General features: G+C 34.3%; 11 protein-coding genes. 6 read left to right on the top strand and 5 right to left on the bottom strand.

Translation table 11 applies throughout. The features are described from left to right. Positions 1-117: 117 nt before the first annotated feature. Both EKM03_RS11930 and EKM03_RS11925 read right to left on the bottom strand, forming a co-directional pair. Positions 118-2,166 carry an insulinase family protein gene (locus EKM03_RS11930; RefSeq protein WP_233584088.1) on the bottom strand — a complete coding sequence of 683 codons (2,049 nt, stop codon included), beginning with the start codon at positions 2,164-2,166 and terminating at the stop codon, positions 118-120. Between the two features lie 11 nt (positions 2,167-2,177). Continuing rightward, entirely contained in the window at positions 2,178-3,503 is a 1,326-nt protein-coding gene (locus EKM03_RS11925; protein ID WP_126740474.1) for a pitrilysin family protein, read from the bottom strand. A 238-nt stretch (positions 3,504-3,741) separates the two neighbouring features. Between EKM03_RS11925 and rplU the strand changes: the two genes are divergently transcribed. The 5 genes from rplU to EKM03_RS11900 all read left to right on the top strand — a co-directional run bounded on the left by rplU (position 3,742) and on the right by EKM03_RS11900 (position 12,550). After that, a complete protein-coding gene (gene rplU, locus EKM03_RS11920; RefSeq protein WP_126455145.1) occupies positions 3,742-4,164 on the top strand; it encodes a 50S ribosomal protein L21 in 423 nt (140 codons plus the stop codon). A gap of 23 nt (positions 4,165-4,187) precedes the next feature. Next, positions 4,188-4,454, top strand: a complete 267-nt coding sequence (gene rpmA, locus EKM03_RS11915; protein ID WP_086453627.1) for a 50S ribosomal protein L27 — start codon at positions 4,188-4,190, stop codon at positions 4,452-4,454. A 1,148-nt stretch (positions 4,455-5,602) separates the two neighbouring features. Next, complete coding sequence (locus EKM03_RS11910; protein ID WP_158615209.1) at positions 5,603-9,190, top strand: M4 family metallopeptidase; 3,588 nt, start codon at positions 5,603-5,605, stop codon at positions 9,188-9,190. Between the two features lie 70 nt (positions 9,191-9,260). Continuing rightward, complete coding sequence (locus EKM03_RS11905; RefSeq protein WP_126740473.1) at positions 9,261-11,111, top strand: reprolysin-like metallopeptidase; 1,851 nt, start codon at positions 9,261-9,263, stop codon at positions 11,109-11,111. Beyond that, a complete protein-coding gene (locus EKM03_RS11900) occupies positions 11,015-12,550 on the top strand; it encodes a T9SS type A sorting domain-containing protein (RefSeq protein ID WP_126740472.1) in 1,536 nt (511 codons plus the stop codon). The genes EKM03_RS11905 and EKM03_RS11900 overlap by 97 nt, the downstream gene beginning before the upstream one ends. Before the next feature lie 290 nt (positions 12,551-12,840). On the opposite strand, the gene EKM03_RS11895 is transcribed toward EKM03_RS11900, so the two are convergent. From EKM03_RS11895 to EKM03_RS11885, 3 genes are all read right to left on the bottom strand, one after another. Beyond that, a complete protein-coding gene (locus tag EKM03_RS11895; protein WP_126561469.1) occupies positions 12,841-13,179 on the bottom strand; it encodes a DoxX family protein in 339 nt (112 codons plus the stop codon). A gap of 7 nt (positions 13,180-13,186) precedes the next feature. Continuing rightward, positions 13,187-13,525: a DoxX family protein gene (locus EKM03_RS11890; RefSeq protein ID WP_126553940.1), complete on the bottom strand. Its 339-nt coding sequence runs from the start codon at positions 13,523-13,525 to the stop codon at positions 13,187-13,189. A gap of 340 nt (positions 13,526-13,865) precedes the next feature. Beyond that, positions 13,866-14,930: a serine hydrolase gene (locus EKM03_RS11885; RefSeq protein ID WP_126553938.1), complete on the bottom strand. Its 1,065-nt coding sequence runs from the start codon at positions 14,928-14,930 to the stop codon at positions 13,866-13,868. A gap of 252 nt (positions 14,931-15,182) precedes the next feature. Between EKM03_RS11885 and EKM03_RS11880 the strand changes: the two genes are divergently transcribed. Beyond that, entirely contained in the window at positions 15,183-15,506 is a 324-nt protein-coding gene (locus tag EKM03_RS11880) for a hypothetical protein (protein ID WP_126740471.1), read from the top strand. Positions 15,507-15,656: the final 150 nt, after the last annotated feature.

Below are 15,656 nucleotides of genomic sequence, written 5' to 3'. Positions count from 1 at the left end.
TAAATTCATAATTGTAACTGACTTTTCTTTCCATAAAAATACCCCCAGATAATGTCTAATTATTTGGGGGCAGTTCAAAATAGACAGCCTTTATTTATTTATTTATTCAAGATTTGATTATAAAAAATCAGCATCTGAAACACCTTCATTGATTTTTACATCAGACATTTTTATGTCTAATTCAAAACCTACATTCTGGATGATGTTAAAAGGAACTTTAACTCCTTTCACTTCTTTGTAATCTCCATAATTTGTAGTTTGAGTGATGCTTTGCCCGCCTTGTTCAACAATTTTAGATTCGGCTAATTTTAAACCGGAAGTTACATCGTAAAACAAGGTTGTTTTTCCGTTTTTGACGGCGTACGCATCTTTCCCATTAATGGATTCAATAGTTTCCAGCGTTAAACCTTGGTTTTTAGCAAGAGACAATTCTTCAAATGGTGTGGCAGCTGCTTTCATATCAGCAAGTGTACTGCCTTCAATATTTTGGCGTTGCCCTTGTTGCATTACGTAAGCTCCTTTTTCATTTACCACTTGTTTCATTAGGCTCATTGTGCCCATCGTTAATTCAACCATCAATTTTCCTTTGGCATCAATTTTTGAGGTGAAGCTTAATGGAGAAGGCGCTTGCGGAATAGTTGTTGTCCCGTTCATTACAATTGTTTTTACAGCCAATGCTGCTTTTTCTCCGCCGATAGCTTTGATGTAATTCTCAATGACACTTTTGGCAGTGACTCCTGCTGGAACTGGTTTTTTTAATTCTGGTTTAGCTGTTGCATTTCCGTATTTATCAAAGTAGGAAACTGGTATTTTCAATTTTTCCAGATTAGTAGCTACATCAGCTGCTTTTCCAACAATTACAATTCGGCTGTTGTCCGTTAAAAAATATTTATTTGATACTCTTAAAATGTCATCTGCTGTTACAGCGCTGATATTTTTGATGTAGTTTTCGTAGAAGTCAGCTGGTAAGCTTTGTGTTTGAATTCTCAAAGCATATCCTGCCACGGTTTGTGGCTTTTCAATTTGCATTACAAAACGTCCAATGTATCCTGCTTTTACGCTGGCTAACATTTCATCCGTCACTTTCTCAGTTCTGATTTTTTTGAATTCTTTAAAAATTTCAACAACAGTACTGTCCGTTACGGCATTACGAACTTGCGTAGAAGCACTGAAAGTAGAAATGCGTTTGTCTCCGTAAATGCTTGTTCTTGCACCATAAGTCCATCCGTGCGCTTCTCTTAAGTTCATGTTGATGTAACTGTTAAAGTCGCCACCAAGGATTTGATTGGCCACCAAAACTGCGAAGTAATCTGGATCAGTCATTTTAAGATTTGACATATTTACAACCGCAACTTCTGATTGAACTGCATTTGGCATGTCAATAAAGTTGATTTGTGTAGCGGAAACATCTATTGGATCGCTATAAGAGATCGATGGAGCAGCTGCTTTTTTCCATGAGCCAAAGAATTTCTCTACCATTTTTTTTGTCTCGCTGAATTTTACATCACCCACAATAATTAGGTAAGCGTTGCTTGGCACAAAATATGTTGTGTAGTTTGCTTTTACATCTGCAAGAGTTACGTTTTTCAAGGTAGCTTCGCTAACATATTCGCCTGCAGGATGGTTTTTCCCATAAGTCAAAACATCTACAACTCTTGCTGCTACTGCTGAAACGCTTTTTTCATTGGCTTTCAAGCCTTCAATAAGTTTTGCTTTTTCTTTGTCAAATTCCTCTTGGGTGAAGTTTGGGTTTAATGCACCATCAGCCATTAGCTCTAAAACTCTCCCCGAATATTTAGATAAGGAACTTGCTGAAGCGCCATTAGAACTAAAATTGATGTTAGCGCCTAAGAAATCTACTTCTTCATTGAAAGCTGTTTTCGAAATTTTAGTGGTGCCGCTTCCGATTAATGTACTGGTCATGTCGGCAACCCCTTTTTTGTCGCCTTCAGCATACGGATCATTGTCTAAGGTAAGACTGAATGCTACTCTAGGAAGTTTATGGTTTTCGACAACCATAACTTTTAATCCATTTTTTAATTCAAAAGTTAACGGTTTTCCGATTTTTATTGATGGTGCTACACCAGGTTTTGGCTGAGGGATGATTTGTCCTTGCATAATTACGGTTAAGAACAAGCTTGATAAAATTAATATTGATTTTTTCATAATGATGTATCTTAGTTTTGAGCTTTGTCTTTAGATGGAACATAATCCAAAACTAATCTTTGGTTTGGATTTAAATATTTCTTAGCAATATCTCTGATTTCTTCCCGAGTGATAGAATGATAGATTTCAATTTCGGTATTGATTAAGTTTACATCACCGTATAACAAATGATAGGAAGCCAGATTGTCTGCAATACCGTCAATGGTAGAGTTGCTGTTGACATATTTGTTTTCGAATTTGTTTTGTAGTTTTTGTAAGTCTTTTTCTGAAATTAATTCTGTTTGTAATTTTACAATTTCAGAGTCAATTTCGGCAAGAATATTTTCGGTTGTGTTAGGCGCTTGAGGCAAACCGTAAATGATATAGCTGCCGTAGTCTTCTTGGCTGTTACTAAAAGCGCCAATTTGCAAGGCCATCTTTTTGTCATCAACTATTTTTTTGTATAGTCTAGAACTTTTTCCATCGCTTAAGATGGATGAAATCATATCCAGTACTCTTGCGTCTCTGGTTTTCATAGATGGCGTTCTGTAGGCTGCTACAATTGCAGGGATTTGGATATTAGCATCTTGAAATTCTGCTTTTATAGTTTGAGTAATCGGTTCTTCAACAAATGTTTCTCTTTGTATGGGAGCTCCTTTTTTGATCGGTCCAAAATATTTTTGAATCCATTCTTTTGCTTGCTCTTTTTTGAAATCACCAGCGACAATTAAAACAGCATTGTTCGGAATGTAAAATTTCTTGTTGAAAGCTTGGAATTCTTCTAATGTTGCAGCGTCTAAATGGCTCATAGAACCTATAGTTGCCCAACGGTATGGGTGTTTTGTGAAAATATTCTTTTTTACTTCCGCCAAAAAATTTCCGTAAGGCTGATTGTCAACGCGCAATCTCTTTTCTTCTTTCACCACTTCGTTTTGAGTATCAACACCAATTTGATTGATCACTGGGTGCAGCATTCTTTCTGCTTCCATCCATAAACCTAATTCTAAGTTGTTAGATGGGAAAACCTCGTAATAATAGGTTCGGTCATCCGTTGTGTTGGCATTATTTACACCACCGTTTCCAGTTACAATCTTAAACCACTCACCGCGTTTGATGTTTTCGGTTCCTTCAAACAATAAATGTTCAAAAAAGTGAGCAAAACCAGTTCTTTCCGGATTTTCATCTTTAGCGCCTACATGGTACATTACTGAGGTAATAACAGTAGGGGCAGAAGGATCGTTGTGCAAAATCACATGCAGTCCATTGTCTAATTTGTATTCTTCAAAAGCTACTTTCTGAGCAGAAGCTACTCCTCCTAGCATAAACAAAGCACCTAAAGCCATTAATGAATTTTTCATAAGGTTAATAATTTTGTTAATATGCATAATTAGTAGTGGTTTTTAATTTTTGTTACATAAAAAGTGTTTCGCTGTGAGAAATTTAACACTAGTTAAGCGTTTTATTTTGTAAAATTATTTCAAAAGTCTATTTAATAAGTAATTATGATGTATTGGGTATTTTTTTTTCTTCAACAAATTGCGAGGTAATTATTTAATTGTATATTTGCAACCTTAAAAATTTATAAAACAATTTGTTATGTATGCAATCGTAGAGATAGCAGGGCAACAGTTTAAAGTTAGCAAAGACCTAAAGGTTTACGTTCACCGTTTAGCAAATGAAGAAGGAACTCAAGTTTCTTTCGACAAAGTTTATTTGTTAGATGATAACGGTACAATCACAATAGGCGCCCCAGCTATAGAAGGTGCTTCAGTAGAAGCCAAAGTGTTACAACACTTAAAAGGAGATAAAGTTATCATTTTCAAAAAGAAAAGAAGAAAAGGATACAAAAAGAGAAACGGACACCGTCAGTATCTTACTCAAATTGTAATCGAAGGTATTACTGCAGCAGGTGCTAAAAAAGCGGCTCCTAAAAAAGCAGCAGTTGAAGCAACTACAGAAGAAGTTGAAGCTCCTAAGAAAAAGGTAGCTAAAGCTAAAAAAGAAGATACTCAAGAATAATAACAAAATAAAACTAATACGTCATGGCTCACAAGAAAGGTGTCGGTAGTTCTAAGAATGGTAGAGAATCAGAATCAAAACGTTTAGGTGTTAAGATTTTTGGTGGTCAAGCTGCTATTGCTGGGAACATCATCGTAAGACAAAGAGGTTCAAAACATAATCCAGGTGCAAATGTTTACATCAGTAAAGATCACACCCTACACGCAAGAGTAGATGGAGTTGTTTTTTTCCAAAAGAAAAGAGATAACAAATCTTATGTATCTATACTTCCATTTGAAGTTGAAGCATAATTGATTTTCTCAATTATTAAAAAACCCGTTTCGAAAGAAATGGGTTTTTTTTTTGACCTTAGCCAAGCGCCTCCGGAATCTTCAAAGGAAAAGAAGGCAAAGTCAAAATTGATGGTTTGCCTGATTTGTAAATTATATTTGATTTTATCAGGGTATAAGTATTGATTATATTCGTAGTTTTTTATTGCTGGTCTAGGGGAGTTTAATGAATTAAATTTCGGTTCAAATAAAATGCCGTATACTGTTTTGGAAGGGATATTTTGTAATTAGAAACTGTTGTGATTCTTTTATAGGTTTTACAAATCAGAACTGTTTTTAGAAAATCATCTTCTAATTAAAATATAAATTTTCACTTGTATAGGTGATTACTGCTTGTCTGTAATTTTTTTGGACACTCAAAGACACTGTAGTGTTTTTTTTCTTTCAAATTTTCCCTCTCCATTATATTCTTTATAAACGCATCTCTTTTTTTGATATAATTTCACTAATTCAGAAGGTTATTTCTAGTTTTAAACGGTATCTGATTTTATATGGCAACATAAAGATTAGATTCATTACTCTCTAATAGTTTAAATCTATAGGATTTTTTTTTAATTAATAAATTGAAATTAATTTTTAAATAATTTATTGTTTTAATATTGATTAGAAATTAAGTTTATTTTTTTTAACCTTTTTTTTTGATAAAAAATTAATTAATTAATTCTTTTTTGGATTAAAATATAATAATTATGTTTTTTAAAGTCAAAATTTTGATTAAAATTTATTTTAATCAATTTTAATCAAATATTTTTTTTGGAATAATAGTTACGAGAATGTTGGTTTTACGAGTCAAAACAGCATACCGTGATATAGTTAATATGATTCTGTTTAATCAGATTAGACATTAAAAATGATCTTGTCTAAGTGGTTTATTGATTGTTCGTTTGAATTAATGATTTTAAAGACTACAAATACTATTAATTAATAAATATTAGCGCTAATGAAATAAAGTATCAAATTACACAGCATTAAACAATAAGGACAAACTCAATTAGTACACCAAATTTTACAGCACAACTATGAATAAACTATTACTCACATCTAGTTTTTTGTTTTTTACCTTTTTAATTTTCGCTCAAAAAAGTAAAACTCAAAATAATGAAAAATATTTGCAATCAAATACAAATATCCAGGAATTTAAATTTAATAAAAGTCGCCAGAGTCCTTCTTTACTAAAAATTAAACCGGACTATAATTTAAATTTAGCTGGTGTTCCTGCTTTTTTAGTGGAAGTACTGCAATTAGATAAAAATTCATTTGAATTTAAAGAAATTCACACCAATACCACCAAGGGGAATTTTAATATCGTTACTTTTTCTGCCTTCTATAATGGGGTGAAAGTGGAGCATGCGCGATATAATATTGTTCTTAAAAAAGATAAAGTAACTGCAATTACACTAGAGCATTATGTTATGGGTGCTAATGTTTCTAAGACAAAGTCATTGTCCCAAGACCAAGCATTAGAAAAGGCAAAGCAACATGTTGGTGCTGAGAATTATGTTTGGGAAGATATTTCAAAAAGTTTAAAAGTTACGGTGAATCAGAAAGAGATACAACAATTACAAAAATCATATAATGAATATTTGCCTAAAGGCGAATTAGTATATGTTGATAATTATAAGACAAAAGAGGTTGACTTAACGCTTGCATACAAATTCAATATATACGCATCAAAACCATTATCAAGAAACAATGTTTTTGTTGATGCTGCCAATGGCCAGATTTTATTAACGGATGCAATTATTAAACATGCAGATGAAATTAATAAAAACATCGAAAAGAATAAAATAAACACCACTAATTCAGCAGCAATTTTAGCCTCAGTTGAAGGGAACGGAGCTACAAGATATGCTGGAAACAGAAAATTTCAGACTACATTAGATGCAGTCAATAATCGCTATTCATTATTCGGGACTATTCCGGTCCTTGTGAATGGATTGCCGGTTGTTATAGAAAACGAAACGCGTTCTTATAATGGAGTAGGTGGAGCGCCTATTGGTGTGCCTAATATTCCATCGTATTCTATTTATGATGGTGATGCTCCATCAGGACAATTAAAAGTTGAAATTGGAGACAACAACTGGACCGCAGATGAACACTGGAGAAGTCGTTTCACTACTCTAAAATACCCTGTTGACAATGAAACAAAAAATGATGATATTGCTTTAGATGCGCATTGGGGAGCTGAAATAGTAATTAAATATTGGGGAGCTATTCATAATCGAAGTAGTTATGATAATCGTGGTACCAAAGTTATTAATTATGTACATTATGGTGATGCGTATGACAATGCTTTCTGGAATGGTACTGCAATGACCTACGGAGATGGAAGTTATCAAGGCGGTACAAAGCCTAATGGTTCTTTTGGACCTTTAACATCCATGGATGTTTGTGGGCATGAAATAGGACATGGTGTCTGCTCTAATACATCTGATTTAGTTTACGCCAGAGAATCCGGTGCTATGAATGAAGGGTTTTCGGATATCTGGGCAGCATCTGTAGAAAACTATGTATTGACTACAATTGATAGTTCGTTGCCTTATGACCCGTGGGGAATTGGAGAACAAATTGATGAACGTGATGGTGGGTTAGCTCCGGGCGCAGCTGGATCTACTGCTTTGCGTTGGATGGATGATCCAAAAGCAAATACAGATCCCGACAGTTATGGAGGTAAATTTTGGTCTGACCCACAATGTGTACAACCTAGCTTAGCGAATGACCAATGCGGAGTCCATAGTAATAGTGGAGTTCTAAATAAATGGTATTATTTATTAGTAGAAGGTTCTGGAAAGAGTTTTACTCGTGGGAAAGCTAAAGCGGCTGCAGATGATCAAATAAATGATGCTTTGAAGGTCTACAGTGTCAAAGGTTTAGGTTTTCTTATTGCTGAACAGATTACTTTTAAGGCCGAAGTGCTACTTACTCCAAACGCTACTTTTCAAGAGATGAGAGATGCAAGTATACTTGTTGCAGGACAAGAATATGGAACGTTTTCTAATGAAGTGAAACAAGTAACGAATGCCTGGTATGCGGTTAATGTAGGGAATGAATTTATTGCGCCTGATCCAAACCAACTTTTCTTTGAATCGGCTAATGTTTCTGTAGTCAACGAGCAGACAGCAACACAAGGGTGTGCTGTTTTTAATACAATAGAGGTTAAGGTTACTGGGGTAAACATCACTTCTCCTCAAACCATTAATTTAGACTTCTCAGGTTCTACAGCAACTATTAATAAAGACTTTACTACATCAGCAACTAGTTTGTCTTTTGATAAAGATGGGACTAAAACAATTTTACTCAACATTTTTAATGATGGTATAGTTGAAGGTGTAGAAAATATTATAATCAAGTTTAATGTAAATACTCCTGTAGCGCAATCTAGAATTCAAAACATCACAATTGTTGATAATGATTATGTACCAGCTATTGGTATAGGTACGGTAGAGATTTTTAAAGAAACTTTTACTACTTCAAATATTCCATCTGGTTGGGAAACTAAAAGTGTAATAGGATTGGATCCCAATGTTTGGCTTTTTAATGGGCCAAATACTTTAGGAAAAGCATACGTTTCAAATGGCACTGCATCTCAAGGCGCCACTTATGATTCAACCCAAAACGGAAATCTACTTCTCATAAGCAAATTGATTGATACAAAAGGGATGAGCGATGTTACTGTAGCTTTTGACTGGGAAGCAGGAGGAGAAACGGACCAAGTAGATAATACTGCGTTGTTTGATTATGGTGAATTTGTATACTCTTTAGATGGCGCTAATTATAATTCTTTAGCCTTTTTTGCAGGTACAGCATCAGGAGCTGTTATGTCTTCAGGTAAGTATAATAAAGCGACACCGGCATTAAATAACACACAATTTCATTTAGCTTGGAGATGGTATAATGATGCTTTGCTAGGTACTGCTTTTAGTTTTACTTTAGACAACGTTGTAGTAAGCGGAACACCGGCTTCAGTAGAATCTGATTTGATGCAATTTGATAGTGAAACCGTGAAAATTGGAAATCAAGTATACTTTTTGAGCGATCAGGATGGAGATGTCATTGGGATGATAGAAAATGCGACTAAGGATCTGGGTTGTGTTACGCTAACTATTAGTGAATCAGGTAGTAAATCTAACTTTACTAATATAGCAGGATCTCATTCAGGGAAAGTTATCAAAGTAGAAGCAGATGGATTGAATGCACCAACAGCTTCCTATGACTTAACACTATTCTTTACAGATGCTGAAACAAGTGAGTTTTCAGACCCTAGCGGGTTAAGAGTTATAAAAGTAAATAGCAACTCTATCAATGATGCTAAAAATTACCCTAAGAATTTTCAAATAAACGGAGGGTTAGGTGCTGCATATTCTGCGGAGCAATATCGTACTTATAAAGGAAATCATACCGGATCTGGAACTTTTGCTTTGGTAACACAAGCGACTTTATCTACGCAAAAAATTAATGGGGAAGAATTTAAAATATACCCAACTGTTTTATCGGCTGATAAAGTAATTACAATTTCCAGTGCAAGAACTCCAATTGATCGAGTTGACATTTATACCCTAAATGGAGGTTTAATAAGCGCTTTGCAATTAGAAAGTAGTAATGAAGCTAAAATACCTGTTAGTAAATTATCCAGCGGAATGTATTTTCTTGTTATAAATGGTAATAAATCAGATACATTTAAGTTTCTGATGCAATAAATAATTGATTCAAAATCCCCCATCGTAGAAATGCAATGGGGGATTTATTTTTTACCTAAATTTAAAGATAATGAATACTAAAAATAATTTTCTTTTACCCCTACTGTTTTGTTTTTCCTTAAGCATATCATGGGGGCAGAATAAAAGTGATTGGACCGCTTTATCCGAAAACAGTCGGCTCAAAATTAATAATATTAGTTTTGATAAAGAAAAAATGCCTACAAAATTCAAACTTTATACCGTTGGTATAGCCTCTGTTAAAAATAAACTACAGAATGCTCCTAAAAGAGGTGTATTTTTTGGGACTTCTCAAAACATAATTAATGTGCCTAATGAAGACGGTTCCATTGAAAATTATCAAGTTTTAGACGCCCAAATTTTGCATCCGGATTTGGCTGCAAAATTACCAAATATTAAAAGTTATGCCGGAAGTTCATTAGTACATCCTGGTAAATATATTCGGTTTAGTTTATCGCAAGCCGGATTTCATGCTCAGGTTTTTGAAGCTGGAAAATCAACTTATTTTATAGATCCCTATACAAGTGATAAGTCAGTATATATTGCTTACAACAGAGATGATCTAGTCAATAATTCATCTGATGTTTTTACTTGCGAGACTGATAATTCACTTTCTAAAAAAACTGGAAATACGCAAATAAATAAAACGATAGGTGCTACTGATGATAGTAAAATTCGGTTGTATGAATTAGCAATGTCGTGTACAGGAGAGTATGGTGCCTTGTTTATTGGTAATGCTACTACCGATTTTGAAAAAAAATCAAATATCATGGCGCAAATGGTTGTCACAATGACACGAGTAAATGGTATTTATGAGAAAGAATTAGGTATCACATATCAGTTTGTACCTAAGAATTTTGATGTAATGTATTATGATGGAACTACTGACCCTTGGGGTACAGAATATAATAAGCAAACTCAATTGACCATAGATGCTAATATTGGAGACGCAAACTACGACATAGGGCATAATTTTAATACAGCTGGCGGCGGTAATGCAGGTTGTATTGGTTGTGTTTGTAATTCCGGAAATAAAGGAAGCGGTATGACTGGTAGATCAAATCCTACTGGAGACTCTTTTGATGTTGATTATGTAGCACATGAAATTGGACATCAAATGGGAGGGTATCATACCCACAATGGGACAACTACCTGTTTGAAAAGTGGAAATAATACCGAAGTGGAACCCGGAAGCGGATCGTCAATAATGGGGTATGCCGGAATTTGTACGGGGCAAAATGTACAGGAAAATTCGGATGATTATTTTAATTATGTAAACATACGAGACATAAGTGCTAACATTCAAGGGGGTGTGAGTTCTGCCTGTTTTGATGAAATCAAGGTTAGCAACTTACCGCCAAAAGCCAATGCGGGAGCTAATTATAGCATTCCTGTAGGTACCGCATTTCAGTTGTCAGGAACAGGTTCTGATCCTGACTCAGGAGATCTTCTTACTTATACGTGGGAACAAAATGACAATGAAGAGATGCAAAGTCCTGTTCAGCCTGTCCCAACGGCTATTCAAGGTCCTATGTTTAGAACCCGAAGAGGAACCACAAAACCTAATAGGTATTTCCCCCAATTAACTGATATTTTAAGTAATAATCTGATGCCTACTTGGGAGGTAATTTCCCAAGTTCAACGGAGTTTTGAGTTTGCTTTTACGGTTAGGGATAATGTTGTTTATGGCGGACAAACGGCAGCTGATTTGATGACGTTAAATACAATCCAAACGGCAGGACCCTTTAAAGTTTCAAGTCAAAACTCAAACACGACTTGGATACAAGGTGAAACTCAACTGATAACTTGGGATGTTGCGAATACCAATTTACTTCCGGTAAACTGTTTGTTTGTAAATGTTTTATTTTCGGCTTTAGGGGATTTACCGATACTATTATATTAGCGGATAAGGCTTTAAATAGTGGTTCTAAAAGCATCATTGTACCCTCTTCTTTAACGGAATCAGGGCGTTTAATGATAAAAGCGGCTGACAATGTTTTCTTAGATGTAAATGACGCAACTATAATAATTAAGCAAGTTACAACTCCAACATTCTTTTTGACAGCGCTTGAAGTCTCAAAAATCCAATGTGCTAATGATAATAAATCAACTTTTAGTTTTGATTATATTCCTTCTGCGGGTTTTACGGGGGTAGTGAGATTTGCTGCGACAGGTTTACCATCTGGTTCCACAGCTAGCTTTACACCAACAACAGCAAGTACCTCAAAAGAAACAATACTAATGACCGTTAGCGGATTTTCTAATTCAAACCCTAAGGATTATTCTATCACTTTCGCGGGTACTTCTCCGTCAGAAACCAAAACTCAAGTTGTTGTATTAACGCTAAAGGGAGGTGTTTTTTCGGAGCCTGTGCTGAGTAGTCCAGCTAATACAAGTGTGAAACAATCAACTTATCCATCCTATATCTGGTCTAAAGATGGGAATAACAGTGCTGAATTTTTTGATGTGGAAGTTGCTTCTGATTCAAATTTTCAATCTATAGTAGAAACCGCAACTGTCTCAAAAAATGGATATAATCAAAATAAAGGGTTAAGCGAAAATACGTTATATTATTGGAGAGTTAGGCCTAAAAACGAATGTGCAAACGGTGTTTTTAGTAGGCCAAGTAGCTTTACAACTGGTTCAAACAAGTGTTTTAGTAGGACTAACACTAATCCTTCTGTAATAGTATCAACCTTAACGACAACAAGCACAATAAATATAGCAACTGATATCCCAATTTCAGATATTAATGTTTCGATGAAAATTACCCATAGTTATATAGGAGATATAGTTGCGGTACTGACAAGTCCATCAGGGACCAATGTTTCACTCATAGCTAGTAAGTGTGATTCTAATCCAGATTTGAATGCTACTTTTGATGATCAAGGGTTGGCTGTAATAAACTGTTCTTTAACAAGTCCAGCAATCTCTGGTGTTTTAAAGCCGGCGCAACCGCTTTCTGCTTTTAATGGAGAAAGTGCTAAAGGCGAATGGAGACTTAATATAACGGATACAGGATTAGGGGATGATGGTATACTGACATCATGGGCAATAGCGTATTGTGGAGTAGAAAGCTTAAGCCTTAGCGCTAAAAATTTTGATACTTCCCTAATTCAGGTCTATCCAAATCCTGCAAAAAACAGCATTACGGTTCAATTTGAAAAAACACAGCACTTAGATGTTGCAGTATTTGATTTGTTAGGAAGACAGATTTTAAGTACAGTACTAAAGTCTTCTAGTAATACAATAGATGTTTCTTCTCTTTCGTCTGGAACGTATATCATGCAGCTAATTGATGATGAGAATAATAAAACCAGTAAAAAAATTATTATTGAATAATTTCAAAATGTGATAAAAGCGTTATGCTGAAGCATTATTGATTTTCTCAATTATTATAAATAAGTCGAAAGTTTAAAAGTCGTAAAGTCAAAAGAATTAACTTTAAGTAAAGCAGCTTTAAATCAGATTGTTATGTAATTTTATCTTGATTTTAAAATACGACATTATACCATGGTTATTACTTAGTACCCATTTCAATTATTATTGGAATGGGTATTTTGTTTTAATTTAAAATTAGAACAAATAGTGAACTGTTTGGTGGTAAATATTAAAAACAACTTAGTGTTGATTTATTCTAAGGTTCTGCATAAAATATAGAGATTCAACACAAAGTAAAAAAACGCGGGTAAAGAAACCAATAAAGAATCTTTCATCTTTATTCTTACCCCTGTACCAAGAAGCATAAGCAAAGCTAGGCCTCCGGAAGCAAGAACTAAAACAGTATGATTTTGAAGCCCAATAAATAAACCGATAGCCCCTGCCAATTCTAAAACAGCAATTAATGGTCCAAATTTTTCAAGTCCAAAGCGTTTAAATTCATTTTTCATATTCGACGAGGCAAAATACGCCATTCCATAGATAAGAAAGGAGGTTGCCGAAAATAAAATAAGTAAATGCAATAAATTCATGTTTTGATTATTTGGAAGCGCATAATGCAACAAAAAGAGATAATGCTAAAAGGAATAAAGAAGGAAGGTGTTTAGACCATGGGTTTTTTGCTTTAAAATGAAAAAATTGTGCGCTTATCATTAGAAAGGCCATTATAAGTGCCGGTATAAATACTAATTCAGGATACCAAATTCCTGTTATTAACAAGGTTGATAAGGCTATTTTTGTGGCTCCAACAACATTTCTTGTCAAATCCGATATGCCGTATTGTTTAAATTCGTTAACAATGTTATCAAACCTAAAAATCCATACGTAACCTACGGACACTGCGATTACAAGCTGAGCGATAATAGAATAAGTATTCATGGTTTTATAATTAAAGGGTTTTATCTTTTGTTGTGATATACAAATTAATTAGCAGCTGTATGTCTCTTAGAATTTATGTTATTCAAAGATACCATAAACTTATATTATTATAAGGACTACCGAATTGATTTATTTGTAAATCGAGAGGTTTCTTTATTATTCTATCGGATTAGCTCTCAATTTGAAACTAAAACAGGTTGGTTTTTTTGGGTCAAAAATGCATCAGAATTTATCAGGCGTTTTGCGTTGCATATTTTGCCTTAACGGTTTGTCAAAATCCGGCATTACGATTTTTTGAGTAGCACTTGTAAGCCCTAGCTGTTAGCGGCAGTTGTTATTTTTAGTTAATGTATAATTTAGCAATTTCTTCTATAAAAGCTTGAGGATGAGAACCCATTAAATTTGTCAAAATTACTATTGAAACATTTTTATTAGGATAAATAAATAATGCATTTCTTGCACCACCCATTGAAGCAATTATTGGATTTTCAGCTCTTGAACTTAATGAAAAACCAATTGAAGTTCTGTCGAGCAAACCATTCTCTTCATATGGTTTTCCGTTTTCTAATTCAATAGGTTTTAAAAGAATTTTAAGATTTTCAGCATTAATTAATTGATTAGTTTGTAATGCAATTACCCATTGTGCCATTTCGGTTGCTGTTGCATATATCCCACCTGCAGGCAATAAATTTGAAGGCATTGGTTGATAAACATTAGTTAGAACATTATTTCTAAAATAAGTATATGGTCTTGATGAGTTATTAATAATGTTATAAAAATCCCCAATTCCTGCCTTCATGGCGTTTTTCATTCCTGCTTTTTTGAATTGGTTTTCCATAATAAATTTTTCAAACGACTGTCCACTAATTTTTTCTATAAGCATTCCTAGAAGCATGTAATTTGCCAAGCCTTCTCTCACATGTTTTCCAGGTTCAAAAGCAAGGGGTAGCTTTTTGACGTTTTCGAACAAAATATTACCATCCTCGGAAAGCATATTGCCTTGTGAATCCCAAACATCAGGAAGTCCCGATTTATGGGTTGCAAGCTGTTCTACGGTAATTTTTTGCCAAGTTTGGGGTAATTTATCTAAATAATTTGAAATAGGTTCTTCTAGATTTAATTTTCCGTTTTCTACTAATTGCATGATTGCAACTCCTGTGAATGCTTTGGTAATAGAATTAATGCTAAAAACGGTTTGACTATTTACAGCAATTGAATCTTGAATATTGGCGAATCCATAATGACTTGTTTTTACAATAACATTTTCTTTAATAACCGATAATTGTAAACCGACAATTTTATTTTTTTGAATAAGTTCTTTTATTGCAAGATCGACTTTGTCTTCTTGTGAATAAGTATTATTAAAAACCGTTAAAAGAGCGATTAAAAGCAATGTTTTTTTCATGTTTTCTTTTGTTTGATTTTACGGTTATAGTGGGTGCGATTCCCGCTAACGTCAGTTCGTCTAAAAACCTCCAAGGGAACTGTATTTTGTTAATCATTGAGTAAATATATGTTATTTAAACTACAATTAAAATTCGTTCTGGCAAAAGTCGCTGATGATTATTAAAATAAAACAGTCCGTATAAAGGGTTAAAATTGCTCTTAACATCACAAAATACAACGCCAGTATTCTTAGATACTGTTTTAGTAGATTGTGATCAATCAGGTTGAAGATTCGGCGCAGGTTGTAGGCTGTAAAAATCAATCCAACATCAGCTGCGGCGCGTTTTATGGTTTTCGTTGCCATGATATAATAAAAATCCCATTGCCGCTTTATTACTCTCTTGCAAAGAGCGGGACAGGCTGCCGGATGTTTGACGATGGCTTGTCGTCTGCGGTATATTTTATAATTATTTTGGATTCTGACTTTATTTTGATAAATAAAATCGGCATATTGGAAGCGTTCAATGAGTCTGCCTTTGGCATTTTTGGTGCATTTTTTAAAAGTTCACAACTCAGACAAGCACTAGATTTATAATGCTTCATCTGGCTTATTGACGTGCCGTTCTTTTTGGCGTACCAATTTCCATTGGTCGTTGGGGTTTCATTAGCAGGGCACGTATAAGTATCCGACCCGTAGTTTTTGCGAAGGGTCACGGCCAAAAACAAAAAACCCTTGCTCCTGAAA

Origin of the sequence: Flavobacterium sp. GSP6 (assembly GCF_003984855.1) — a bacterium.
In the GTDB taxonomy this organism is placed as follows: Bacteria; Bacteroidota; Bacteroidia; order Flavobacteriales; family Flavobacteriaceae; genus Flavobacterium.
The sequence above is the reverse complement of the archived record's forward strand: the minus strand, read 5'-3'. Positions and strand labels throughout refer to the sequence as shown.

Excerpts from the sequence above, each read along its gene's own strand:
- EKM03_RS11885 (WP_126553938.1), bottom strand. The coding sequence starts at position 14,930 with ATGAAAAAAACATTGCTTTTAATCGCTCTTTTAACGGTTTTTAATAAT.
- EKM03_RS11890 (WP_126553940.1), bottom strand. The coding sequence starts at position 13,525 with ATGAATACTTATTCTATTATCGCTCAGCTTGTAATCGCAGTGTCCGTA.
- EKM03_RS11905 (WP_126740473.1), top strand. The coding sequence starts at position 9,261 with ATGAATACTAAAAATAATTTTCTTTTACCCCTACTGTTTTGTTTTTCC.
- rplU (WP_126455145.1), top strand. The coding sequence starts at position 3,742 with ATGTATGCAATCGTAGAGATAGCAGGGCAACAGTTTAAAGTTAGCAAA.
- rpmA (WP_086453627.1), top strand. The coding sequence starts at position 4,188 with ATGGCTCACAAGAAAGGTGTCGGTAGTTCTAAGAATGGTAGAGAATCA.
- EKM03_RS11895 (WP_126561469.1), bottom strand. The coding sequence starts at position 13,179 with ATGAATTTATTGCATTTACTTATTTTATTTTCGGCAACCTCCTTTCTT.
- EKM03_RS11930 (WP_233584088.1), bottom strand. The coding sequence starts at position 2,166 with ATGAAAAAATCAATATTAATTTTATCAAGCTTGTTCTTAACCGTAATT.
- EKM03_RS11925 (WP_126740474.1), bottom strand. The coding sequence starts at position 3,503 with ATGAAAAATTCATTAATGGCTTTAGGTGCTTTGTTTATGCTAGGAGGA.